Origin of the sequence: uncultured Aquimarina sp. (assembly GCF_947492405.1) — a bacterium.
GTDB lineage: Bacteria > Bacteroidota > Bacteroidia > Flavobacteriales > Flavobacteriaceae > Aquimarina.
This window is the reverse complement of record NZ_CANLMP010000015.1, coordinates 1-12,635: the sequence shown is the minus strand read 5'-3', so window position 1 is coordinate 12,635 and position 12,635 is coordinate 1. Positions and strand designations below refer to the sequence as shown.

Annotated in this window: 14 protein-coding genes; all 14 read left to right on the top strand. The window is 30.2% G+C overall.

Features of this window, described 5'->3' with window-relative positions:
* The first annotated feature begins 102 nt into the window (after positions 1-102).
* The 14 genes from Q0829_RS27345 to Q0829_RS27280 all read left to right on the top strand — a co-directional run bounded on the left by Q0829_RS27345 (position 103) and on the right by Q0829_RS27280 (position 12,561).
* Positions 103-555, top strand: a complete 453-nt coding sequence (locus tag Q0829_RS27345) for an RDD family protein (RefSeq protein WP_298549248.1) — start codon at positions 103-105, stop codon at positions 553-555.
* 192 nt (positions 556-747) lie between these two features.
* Positions 748-1,416 carry a hypothetical protein gene (locus tag Q0829_RS27340; RefSeq protein ID WP_298549246.1) on the top strand — a complete coding sequence of 223 codons (669 nt, stop codon included), beginning with the start codon at positions 748-750 and terminating at the stop codon, positions 1,414-1,416.
* An 80-nt stretch (positions 1,417-1,496) separates the two neighbouring features.
* On the top strand, positions 1,497-3,560 hold the full coding sequence (locus tag Q0829_RS27335) for a hypothetical protein (RefSeq protein ID WP_298549244.1): 2,064 nt from the start codon (positions 1,497-1,499) through the stop codon (positions 3,558-3,560).
* Between the two features lie 109 nt (positions 3,561-3,669).
* Complete coding sequence (locus Q0829_RS27330) at positions 3,670-4,113, top strand: hypothetical protein (RefSeq protein WP_298549241.1); 444 nt, start codon at positions 3,670-3,672, stop codon at positions 4,111-4,113.
* A 428-nt stretch (positions 4,114-4,541) separates the two neighbouring features.
* Positions 4,542-4,979, top strand: a complete 438-nt coding sequence (locus tag Q0829_RS27325; RefSeq protein WP_298549239.1) for an SMI1/KNR4 family protein — start codon at positions 4,542-4,544, stop codon at positions 4,977-4,979.
* Positions 4,980-5,182: 203 nt separating this feature from the next.
* Positions 5,183-6,619 carry a Fic family protein gene (locus tag Q0829_RS27320; protein ID WP_298549236.1) on the top strand — a complete coding sequence of 479 codons (1,437 nt, stop codon included), beginning with the start codon at positions 5,183-5,185 and terminating at the stop codon, positions 6,617-6,619.
* Between the two features lie 85 nt (positions 6,620-6,704).
* The gene (locus Q0829_RS27315; RefSeq protein ID WP_298549233.1) at positions 6,705-7,334 is read left to right on the top strand and encodes a hypothetical protein; all 630 of its coding nucleotides are present in this window, start codon (positions 6,705-6,707) and stop codon (positions 7,332-7,334) included.
* 132 nt (positions 7,335-7,466) lie between these two features.
* A complete protein-coding gene (locus Q0829_RS27310) occupies positions 7,467-7,892 on the top strand; it encodes a hypothetical protein (protein ID WP_298549230.1) in 426 nt (141 codons plus the stop codon).
* A gap of 186 nt (positions 7,893-8,078) precedes the next feature.
* Positions 8,079-8,972 (top strand): hypothetical protein, encoded by an 894-nt coding sequence (locus tag Q0829_RS27305; protein WP_298549227.1) that lies wholly within the window; start codon positions 8,079-8,081, stop codon positions 8,970-8,972.
* A gap of 84 nt (positions 8,973-9,056) precedes the next feature.
* Positions 9,057-9,812, top strand: a complete 756-nt coding sequence (locus Q0829_RS27300; RefSeq protein ID WP_298549224.1) for a GIY-YIG nuclease family protein — start codon at positions 9,057-9,059, stop codon at positions 9,810-9,812.
* A gap of 288 nt (positions 9,813-10,100) precedes the next feature.
* Positions 10,101-10,610 (top strand): hypothetical protein, encoded by a 510-nt coding sequence (locus Q0829_RS27295; protein WP_298549222.1) that lies wholly within the window; start codon positions 10,101-10,103, stop codon positions 10,608-10,610.
* 197 nt (positions 10,611-10,807) lie between these two features.
* Positions 10,808-11,374, top strand: a complete 567-nt coding sequence (locus Q0829_RS27290) for a hypothetical protein (protein WP_298549219.1) — start codon at positions 10,808-10,810, stop codon at positions 11,372-11,374.
* 189 nt (positions 11,375-11,563) lie between these two features.
* Positions 11,564-12,037 carry a hypothetical protein gene (locus Q0829_RS27285; protein ID WP_298549217.1) on the top strand — a complete coding sequence of 158 codons (474 nt, stop codon included), beginning with the start codon at positions 11,564-11,566 and terminating at the stop codon, positions 12,035-12,037.
* Positions 12,038-12,240: 203 nt separating this feature from the next.
* Complete coding sequence (locus Q0829_RS27280; RefSeq protein ID WP_298549214.1) at positions 12,241-12,561, top strand: hypothetical protein; 321 nt, start codon at positions 12,241-12,243, stop codon at positions 12,559-12,561.
* Positions 12,562-12,635 lie beyond the last annotated feature (74 nt).

The following is a 12,635-nucleotide window of genomic DNA, read 5'->3' as shown; positions in this document are numbered from 1 at the left end:
AAGTAGCAATCAATGCGCAGTTTTTGTCGAAAATAGGGTAACATTTTGCTCTGCTACGACACATATATTAAACGTTACCACACATTGGAAATAATAAACTAAATGACTTATACTACGGACACAAAAACTGAACCTCATATTGGAAGAAGAATTTTAGCAGGATTCATTGATTATATTATTATTTATACTTTTTTCTTTACTTATCTGTATGCTTACGGAGAACCTGACTCAGAAGGCGTTTACTCAGTCAGTGGAGTACTCGCTCTACCACCAATATTGCTTTGGGGACTAATGACAATCGGAATTGAACAATTGTTCGGAGCGACTATTGGAAATTCTATTGTTGGATTAAAACCAGTCTCAATTAACGGAATTGATGAAAAATTATCTTTTGGACAATCTTTTATAAGACATTTATTAGATCCCATAGATATGTTTTTTTTCGGACTAGTGGGAATCCTAGCAATAAAAAACTCTGACAAAAACCAAAGGGTTGGAGATTTAGCAGCTAAGACCATAGTTTTAAGAGCTAAAGCCACTAAAGAATCTGAATAAAAACATATGGTAACACCATATATGTGATCATAGCAGCTAAGTGATCAATCGAATGGTTCTTGTATATTTGGTAGGGCGCAATGCTTGCAGAAAGTAAAAGTTAGCAACCAATGCGCAAAAAATCGAAAAGCAAGGTAACATTTTGCCCTGCTACGACACATATATTAAACGTTATCTGTAATTCAAAACTCAATGAAGACGACCTTAACCTTAGTATTTGCATTTTTTTTAATATCATTTCCCAATGAAATAATAGGGACCTATCAAATTATTGATGACATAAATTGGGATATTCTGGAAATAAAAAAAGATGGAACATATACTTACAAAGAACGTGGAGATAGCTGTTGGTTATGGAATGATTTTTCTGGGGAATGGGAATTGAAAAATGAAATTCTGACGTTATCACATGTTTTAAAAACAACTGAGGATGAATTCGAAATAAAGGAACTTCATAATTCAAAATCTAAAGATTCTATTACTATTATGGTAAATCTAAAAAATGGCAAACCTATTCCTGGAATTAAATTGGAATATTACTCAGCTGACGAAAAAAATTATCAATCAGGTCAAACTGACCTTAACGGAGCTTTAAAGTTTGTTAAAAATAGTATTATTTATAGTGATAATGATGATTCTTTTATTGACATTGTAGGTGTGATTAATAACAAGGAAGTCTCAACAAGATTGATTTCTTCAAGAAACTCTGACGAGATATCTATTTTTGTAAATATAGATCCTAAACCAATAACTAAAAATCTAAAGCATAAATTTAAATTCGAAAATGGGCTACTGATTTCACTAGAATCATTAAACTCATTTGATGATAAAAAAGGTAAAAAATATAAAAAAAACAGATAACAATTTGTATAGTTCATTTGCTCCCTTGGGGAAGCAAACGCACCATACAAGAGACGTTAGCAACAATAACCAAAAAAATTATGAACATAAAGTTTACATTTTTATTAGCATTTGTATTCACAGTTAGTTATAGTCAAACTGAATTTGTGTCTTTGGGAGGAATTCAAGATAATTCCCCAACGATTAATAATGAGCTATTGGATGCAGTTCAAAGTATTCAAAACAATGGTACAATTACTATAAAAGGAGACATTATTATCAGAAATGATTTTATCATTCCCCAAAATGTAATTCTTAACTTTTTTAAAGGTAATAAGTTAATTATTGAAAATGGTGCCAAATTAACAGTAAATGGAGGAATTCGAGCAGGACTTTATGAAATATTTGAGGTTGAGAACGAGAATAGCATTGAAGGCGAACCTATAATTGATTATATCTATCCTCAATGGTTTGGTGCACTTGGATATGACGAAATTGAAGATACCATCGAAATGAATTTTGCAATTCAAATGGCTTTGAAAACTAAAATTCCTTTATTTATATCACCAGGAACTTTTATTGCAAATACCGAAGCCATAAATGAATCAATAAAAATTACAGGTAACGGGACCATTAAATTCAAAGACACAAAAATTTATTCACCAGATTTTGACTTTCTTGGTATTCCTCATAATATCAATCGAGATACCGTTTCTGCTGTTATCAAACCGCCTCCAGCCTCTTTAAGAATAACTGGCGGTAATCTTATGGAAGCTCCAACAATAAAAAATATCCCGAATAAAGGATTGGATGTAATTGCACATTGGTACAATGATTTTGGACTAGATTATACTTTTAGTACTTGGAGAAATAACTATAATTGGTATGATTGGAGTTGGAATTATGATTCTGACAATGGCAATCCGTATGACCCACAAAGACATCCGTTACTTGGCTGGTATAGAGGTGATGACCCAAAAGTTTTAGATTGGATTTGTTATTGGTTAGGTGAAAATGGGATTAATGGAGTTAGTATTTCGCACGTTCCATCTACAAGCAATTGGACAAACCGCTCAGATAAAAGTCATTGGATTTATCAGTTAATGCAAAATACAAAAAATTTTAAGGCTTTAAAATATATTTTATTTACTGAATTCACAGAATCTAAATCCAAAATTGAATCTCAAAATAATGACTTCATAGATAACATTTTATCTAATTATGACAATATATATCTGTATAATAAAAATGGTAAGAAATATGTCACTTTATTTTGTTGGGATCTAGAGAGCATAAGAGGTATATATGATAACTATAATGGTAGTACAAATACAATTCAATACCTTATTAATTTTTCGAACAAATTAAAATCTAAAGGATATGATGGTTTATGCTTATTAGCAAGGAATTACAATTCAAATCACTTCGATTCCCAAATCGATTATTTAGAACATAATGGTGTAGTTTTACTTAAAAGCGAGTATTCTACAAGATATGGAACTGACGAATCTTATAACAATAGTTATATTAATTATTCAGAAAATGTTCAATTCCCAACAAAAACTAATGAGGTACTAAATATAATGACATCTGCAGAAAGTAGAGATCATACCAGTGACTGGAAATTGTACAATAGCTCTCCTCAATATTTTAAAAATCTAGTTGATAAAGCAGTAAATCATATTCATAAATACGATCTTCCTAAATTATTAACAGTCTATAATGTTTCTGAATGGGCAGAAGGTGGGGCTAGCTTAATACCTAATCAAGAGGACTTATTTGGATATTTAGACGCAATTAAGAGCATTAATAAATACCCGGAAAACAATATTTCAAAAAATAGTTTATTTAAAGTTTCCAAAGAATGGTATGTATCCAAAAGAAATGGTGTTGTTCTTAACGGAGGAATTGGTAATGAATTAACTGTCAAAGATTTTGGAGAAGATGGACAATTAGATCAATTTTTTAGTTATTTGGACAAAAAAGAAGATTATGTTTTTTTTGTTAATCTAGATTTTCCTTCTAACAGTATTGACTATCAGGTATCATATTACCTAAATGTTGATTTTAACAATAAAAGAGTCTACGTGAATGTAATTAATAAAAGTGGAGCAAATATATCAGATGTGGGAATTTCTCTAATGATAAGAAAAATTAAGATATAAAGTTGCTAACACTATATAACAAAACATAATTACCCTTCGGGATAACAACGTTTGTTATATTAAACGTTATAAGCAAGAATAATAAATGAGATTACTCAAAATCATATTTTTGACAACACTTATATTATTTGTTTCGTGTAAATCGAACAAAGAACTTGTTGAAGACATCAAAGAAATATCTTATTATACCGGCAATATAAGAATTGATCAAAATCTATCAACTTCCATAATCGAAGGAACCTTAAATTATGGAGATGATTTAAAGGAAACCGGAGGATTTGAATATTACCATCATTTTTACCCTGATGATAAAAGTTTGGTTTGGTTGCAATATTCACAAGCTACTAATACTAATCTAAAGGAAAATTTCTTCTATAAAAAAAATGAATTGGTTTATGCAGAAAGCTATAATTCTGAATATGAGAATGACAAAAAAATAATATTCCTGAAAAATGGAAAACTCATCTATGAGAATAAATCTGACTTTACAAATTCTGAAAAACTAATAAGAAAAGGAAAACAATTTTTGACCGAATATAAAAAAAGCTTATAACACCATATATGTGCTCATAGCAGCAAAGCGATCAATCGAATGGTTCTTGTATATTTATGAAGGCGCAATGCTTGCAGAATGGAAAAGTTAGCAACCAATGCGCAGAAAAATCAAAAAGCAGGGTAACATTTTGCTCTGCTACGACACATATATTAAACGTTGTGCATAATTTAGATGACTGTTTTAGAAAAAATAATTTTTGTTCTCATATTCACTGTTTTTATATACTTATGGAATAAGTATGTAGTAACAAGGTTGATTCGGAGTGTTACGAAAAAGAATCCAAATAATAAATGGATGTCAAGAAATCAAGAGACAATTATAAAAATATATCAAGGTTTCTTTTGGTCATCACTTTTATTGCTAATTATTAGTATGATTTTTTAGTAACTAACCTCTTAGTATTTATAAAATAGTTTTAAAAACAAATGCCATTTCCAATTGACGAAAAATATATATTCGAAACTGAATCTGAACTGAATGTTAAATTCCCAACTGAATTTAAGAATCGAATGATTAAATCAAATGGTGGAGAATTAGTTACGGACGAATTTGAATTTGAACTTTTTCCTTTTTTCGATAAATCTGATCGAAAAAGAATAAGTCGGAGTTGCAACCATATTGGGCTTGAAACAAAAAATGCTCGTGAGTGGAATGGATTTCCTAACAATGGAATCGCAATTGGAACAGACGGATTTGGTAATCAATTAATATTGACTCACAACGGAAATGGAAATTTAACTGACGAAATTCACTTTTGGAATCACGAGACAAGACAAAAGGAGAAAATAGCTGAATCAATTAATAAACTTTACATTGAGAAAAGCTCATTCTGGACAAGAATAAAATCGAAGTTTAATAAATAAAAACTATGCACAACACGATATATGATGTCATAGCAGCTAAGTGATCAATCGATTGGTTATTGTATATTTATGAAGGCGCAATGCTTGCAGAAAGTAAAAGTTAGCAACCAATGCGCAGAAAAGCCGAAAAGCAAGGTAACATTTTGCCCTACTACGACACATATATTAAACGTTATCGATAATTGAATACAACAGCAGTGAATATGAAAAAAATTAATGAAATTGATGAATGCCGAGATAAGATTCAATTTTATAATTCGTACGACCCTGTTATATCAATAATAAGAGATAATTTTCAATTACACATTACACAACACCTAGCTTCTCTAAAATCACCTAATAGAACAGACCCAAAAGAAGACATTCGAAAATCGGCAACTTCAAAAGGAACAGAACTTGAAAACTCAACAGAAATCCAAAAAGAAATATACTTAGATATTGGAAGAAAGTACTCTTGTACTCTATTTATGTTTGATATGGTTAATAAACCGATTGAGGAATCTGATGTTAAACTCTTTTATGAAATTTTGTTTAATGTAACAGAATACAGGACTGATGAAGTTTTAGTTCAAAGACAAGATGGTGAAATACACCAATTCACAAAACCACTTCTGATTGAAGAAAAAGTAGAAAATCTAATTGAATGGTTAAAATCGAATAGAGAAAAAAGCGATTTACACCCTCTCGAAATAGTTACCAAGTTTCATTATGATTTTATTGAGATCCATCCTTTTTTAGATGGTAATGGGAGAATTGGAAGGTTGCTAATGAATATATTACTAATGAACTATGGCTATCTGCCGATATTAATCCAACAATCAGAGAGTTTAAGGTATTATGAAGCACTTCAATCTGGAGATGATGGTGATACCAATGCTTTACTAGAATTCTTTTGTGATAAACAGTTAGAAACTCAAAACGATTTTATATCAAGTGCAGAATATCTGTCGATAGTTGCCAAATATGAACTCGAAGAGCAATTAAAACAAATTAAAGGAACCGAAAAATGTTTTGTACTAACTGAAGATACCAAAACAGGAAATCTTATCAAGGTAGTTTTTGCATCTAACGGTTTTAACCTTACTGAAACTTCTTTTATTTCTTATGAAGGGTGCAGTCAAATTGGTTCAGTTACTTTATTTTCAATTTTCGTTAAACAAAAACTTCCTCATATTGAAATAGTGGTGCATAGAGACAGGGATTATTTAACAGACCAAGAAATAATTAAATTAGAGGATAATTTTTCGAAAATTGATGTCAAACTGTTTATCACCGATGGAACTGATATTGAAAGTCATTTAGTTTGTAGTAAGCATATAAATAAATGCCATCCAGAAATAAGTATTGATGAAGCTCAGAAGATAATTGATGAATCAATTAGAGACGTTGAGTTAAAATCAATTGACTTATTTCGTAAACGAGAGTTCGGAGAAAAGCACAGCAAAAAGTCATCTCATTTGGATCAAGCACTAATTGACATATATAACTCTGACAAGTTTCGATTTTCACACGGAAAAACTATGTATAAATCTGTCAAATCAAAAATTCAGAAAACGATTAAACAAAATGCCAATTTAGAATTGAAGAGTGAGTACTTGTTGATTGAAAAACTAAACTCCGTAGGAACAGAAATATGGTAAAAAATCGATAACACTGTATATGAAATCATAGCTCCCTTTCGGTCGCTACGCTTCATATACTAACCGTTGTAGAGCATTACAAGAAATGATTAGAAAATCGATTAAATATTTAGTAATTGTTTTAATAAATCTGATAATTCTGACTGGATTATTGGCTTATTGGACTGACTTTATTGAATTGACTTTCAATAGTTATGTTCGACCAATTGAGTTTTTAAAAATAATCGGATTCTCATTTCTATCACTAATCGGAATAAGAATCGCAATCGGATTTTTTAGAAAAAGAAATACATCCGTTAAGAAAAGGATACAAATTTCTGCATTGATAACTGTTTTGATTTCTTCACTTCTTTATTTTAATTATTCGAAAAAGATTTACGAAAATCGAATTGAGAAAAGTGATTTAAGAAAAGAGTTGGCAATGAAAATTGAACCAGCAAACGGACTTGCTTACGGAACAAAAGCTGATAATTTGACTTTTGAGGAATATCAAGAAATCACCAGAATTAAATGGTTTCCGAAATTGCAAAAGAACGCAGACAACATTTCTTACTATTACACTTATGACGGTTTTTTGCCTGATTATTCATTTAATGTAAGTTATAATTTGCCAAAAAACATAGAAATTGACTCAACCGAATTTAATTACGGAAAAATAGAGATAGACACAATCGGAAATAAAAAGCGGATAAGTTATAGCGAATATGAGCAATAAAAACGCACTACAACAATGGCTATAATTAATACGGGTTTTGTACTTGACCCAAAGTTTCAAGCTTTTAAAGAAGTCCGCCAAATCTTTTGATTTGGCTTTAGAATAGAAAAAGATAAAACAAAATAAAAAGTTTTGGCTAAGTGCTTAATCGAAAGTTCACTACTTTTAATTCCCGTACTAACCATAGCCGAGACGTTGTACATCATTATGAATATTCAAAAATTAATTATTCTAATTGGAGTTTTAATAACTTTAGCTTCTTGCTTTAGAAAACCAGATATGGAAAATATTATTCTCTATGCGCATAGAGAAGCTCCTCTCGGGCACGTACATCTGACAGTATTCAAGGACAGTACTTTTGAATTTGAATTAAGTGGAATTGCAACCGGAAAAATATGGAAAGGAAAAGCTGTTATTAAAAAAGATTCTATTAATTTTAATTATTATGACTCGATTCCTGTAGTTGGCAAAAGAGCCTACTACAACAATAAATATGTTGAGTATTTAGACGATTTTGAAAGAGTAGAAATCAAGTTCAATAAGTTAAAATCTGAATAAAAAAACGCTGTACAACAACATATATGTGATCATAGCAGCAAAGTGATCAATCGAATGGTTGTTGTATTTTTGGTAAGGCGCAACGCTTGCAGAAAGTAAAAGTTAGCAATCAATGCGCAGAAAAATCGAAAAGCAAGGTAACATTTTGCTCTGCTACGACACATATATTAAACGTTAGCATTAATTATGAATAAACTTCTTCCTTTATTATTCCTAATTGTCTTGCCAAGCACTTTAATGTGCCAAACAGAACCTTTTAAAAAGCTAAAGGTTAACTTTAATCACGTTCATAATGGAGTTCAAAAAATTGAGTATCAAATAATTCACAAGAAAAATAAACTGTATCTAATAGAATCGGATAAAAAACAAGAAATTGAATATTTCAAATTGAGCTATATTTTATCATTTATAAATAAAGTTAAAAGTCAAATTGATAGTTGTCAAGGTTTTGATTATGCTGGAGTAGATAAATTGGAATTGGATATCGACAATCAAAAAATTGGTCTTAAAGATTGTTTTATCGAAGAAATTGATGTAGCTAAACTCCTTAACAAATTAAAAAAAAAGAAAGTTAAGCTTAGAGCAGATGCAAATTATTTTTTACAAGAAGAAGTTTCAAATTTAGTTAATATCACTTTTAATGAAAAATTAAAGGGATGCTGGAATATTAACACTAATTTCCAAATGCAACTAAATCACATACTAGTGCTCTCAAAAGGAAAAACTACTGACAAATATCAATGGTGCTTTAAAGATGGAAATTTAAAAACTACTTCTGAAAACAATTTACTTTATAAATCAAAATTAACTAAAGAAGATAGTATTGGTTATTACCCAAACGGAATTTGGTTTGCGGATTTTATAATGAATAATAATGCTATCGATAAGGTACAGTTAACTCATAGCGATTATATGGGACTTTTTGACGAAGACCTAGATGATAACTACAATTACGAATTCTTAAAATTGGTTTTTTCTATAATTGAATTTAAAGAAGATCTAGTTATATTAGAATTAATAGATAAAAAGAAGAATGTTGATAATGAGTACGGCTCACTCTTAGAAGAAAACAAAAACTAAATGCTAACAATTTGTATATTGCATATGCTCCCTTCGGGAAGCAAACGCAACATACAAGAGACGTTGTAGCACATCTAAAATCCCGTGGAAAGAAAATATAATGTTTACATATTAATCGACCCAAGAACAAAGCTTCCATTTTATGTTGGTAAAGGAAAAGGTAAGCGCTTTAGTCAACATAAAAAGGAATATGATAAACAAATAGAATATTTTAGTAGAGTATACAAACATCCTATTTTACAATTATCTTTAAAACATTTGGTGTTTTATGAGTTGTCGGAATTGGATCTAGAATATGAATTTGAAATAATTGACAACCTAACGGAGGAAGAAGCATTTTTACTTGAACAGGCTTTGATTGCCTGGTTGGGAAGAAAAGTTTGCGGAAATGGAATTTTGACAAACTTGCTATCTGGAGGAAAAAATGGAAACTTATACTTTGATGACCAGGCTCTTATCGAAATTTACAGGAATGATATACTACGCGAACACTTACTAAAGTTCTCTAAAACTAGCACAAAATGGATTTCAAGAACTCTAGATTTTCGTGATGAAATGTCACAAGGATATCCTTTTAAAGAACTAAAAATTGATTGGCTCTATCAATTTCACCAATGCAATCAACAATTTGCTCTAAAAGTTATTGAATTATTAAAAACCTATGATGCGATTATTACACCGTATTATTGGGTAAGAAAAATAAATAACAAACCTTTTGAAGAGGACAAAGTTTATATAATGGATGAGAGTTTTGAATTTATACTAGAAGAGTCGGAGTTACAAAGAAGGAAAGATGAGTTCAATAAATACAAGGAAGAACTATTAAATCAAAAAAAATAAAACGTGCTACAACAACATATATGTGATCATAGCAGCTAAGTGATGAATCGATTGGTTATTGTATTTTTGGTAAGGCGCAATGCTTGCAGAAAGTAAAAGTTAGCAACCAATACGCAGAAAAATCGAAAAGCAAGGTAACATTTTGCTCTGCTACGACACATACTTATAACGTTGCCATTAATTATGAAAAAGCCCGAAAATCCCAATAAAAAACTGGAATTGGTAATTAAAGACTCTGAATTACCTTCTCTCTAGAAAGAATTTGCCGAAGTAGCAGTTGATGGAATTATGGATGAGGGTGTTTTGAGAGATTTACCTTTGGTTGGTGGACTTATTGGAATGGTAAAATTTGGAAACTCAATAAACAAGTTTCTTTCTGCTAAAAAAATTTACAAGTTTCTGTTTGAACTTCACCGTATTCCCCAAGAGCAAAGAATCAAAAAAATCGATGAAATAAATAGTTCTGGAAAATACCAAAATAAGGTTGGAGAAATGATATTTGAATTATTGGAGAGGATTGAAAGCGATGGAAAACCAGAAATTATTGGAAAAATGTTTGCTGCGGTAATTGAGGAAAGAATAGACTACAGTATTTATTTGAAATGCGCACACTTAGTTAAGAATTCATTCTATTATGATTTAGTAAAATTAAAACTTGAGCACGAAAAAGGATTGATACACACAACTATTGGTGATGGATTATTGGATAGCGGACTTATCAAAATCGGAACTATTGGAAAAGATCCTACAACTCTTTCGGAACTAGGTAAAATAATAATCGAAATCGGAATGAAATAACTAATGGCAACAACATATATGTGATCATAGCAGCTAAGTGATGAATCGAATGGTTCTTTTATATTTGGTAAGGCGCAATGCTTGCAGAATGGAAAAGTTAGCAACCAATGCGCAGAAAACCCAAAAGTAAGGTAACATTTTGCTCTGCTACGACACATATATTAAACGTTGTGTTTAATTTGATAGTACCCAATTCAATGAAAATAAAATCTAATGCCTCACCAGACGAATTATCTTCACCTTTTTACAAATTAAATGAAGAATTTTGTTCTGATTTCGAGAGTTTTGTTGCAGGTAAATATGGAAAAGTAAAAGGAAGTTATAATGCTTGGTCATATTTGATTTTTGGAAAAATATCAAATTCCACAAATTGGAATTTAACTTATAAAAAATCAACCTTTACTTCAACTGGAAATTTATTGATTTCATCAAAAAAGCAAAGTTTACTTGTTCTAGCCGAATGGGAAACTGAAAGAAAAGGAACTCATAATTCGGAATTTATAATACGCAAAAAATCACGAACTGACTTTTTGAAAAAATTGCTAAGCAAATCATTATCTGAATTAGATATTTCTAAAAAGTATATTATTGAAATAAACAACAAGAAACCAAAACTGATTTTCAAATTGACAGAAATACTAAAATCACTTTTCCAATCTGGAGAAATATATAGGATTGAACATAAAAATGACAAACTGAAAATTGAAATGAGAACTGAAAAACATCATTTCAAAATTTTTGATAAACTAATAATTGAAATATAAAGAACTAAACACAACAACATATATGTGATCATAGCAGTAAAATGATCAATCGGATGGTTGTTGTATTTTTGGTAAGGCGCAATGCTTGCAGAATCGAAAAGTTAGCAATCAATGCGCGGAAATATCGAAAAACAGGGTAACATTTTGCTCTGCTACGACACATATATTAAACGTTATGCATTATCAAATATGAATTCGAAATTTAATCTTATAATCTTCATTTTCTCCATTTTATTTTCTTGTGGAGAATTAAATAATGAAAGATCAACTATACTTTTGAATTCTGAATATAATAAACGGTTAAAATCTGAATACGGTTACTTTGTTTGGAATCCAAAAAAAAGTGATCTAGAAATCGTAAATAAAGTCTTGAAAAAAGCTATTGCTGATAAAAAATTTGATTTTATAAAGAAACCTATTCTTGAAAACATAAATAACAATCTATTTAAACAATATATACCATACATTGATAAGAATGATAACCGAATAATACTCTTAAACGTATCTTGTGACGTTTTAGCAATACCTACTTTAGAAGATCAAAAAATGGAACATTGGAAAAATGAGTTTTACGAAGTATATGACGGAGGCTCATGCTATTGGAAGATCACTATTAATGTTGATACTGAAAAATACTCAAATTTATTAGTAAATGGAGTTTAAAAACAATGCATAACACTATATATGTGATCATAGCAGCTAAGTGATCAATCGAATGGTTGTTGTATTTTTGGTAAGGCGCAATGCCTGCAGAATGGAAAAGTTAGCAACCAATGCGCAGAAAAATCAAAAAGCAAGGTAACATTTTGCCCTGCTACGACACATATATTAAACGTTAGCCACAAGTTGAATGAATTTACTCTAAAATGGATTACGAAATACCTAAATTGAAATTATTATTAGAATCAGATCACTTTCGCACTCGGATTGCTATGTATATCGGAGAGAAAAAATTATCGACTTTAAAAGGTTTTTTGGATGGAATTTATTACGCTTTCGATGCTTATGGTATAAAAGAAGAAAATGTATTTGAAGGTTTGCACAAGTGGACTGCCGACTATTATGGCTGGACGGAATCAACTGCTGGGTGGAAAAATATAATTCTGAAAGAATGTGGAAATAATGAACTAAAAGCGGTGGATGAATTTTTCAAAGTTTATGATGAATTTAAAAAAACCAGTGGCTAACAAAGAACTGAGGTAAAAAACAAATAAATTCTTCCTTAATCTGAGGCATTATTTTTCTAGGCTCATAGATTCAA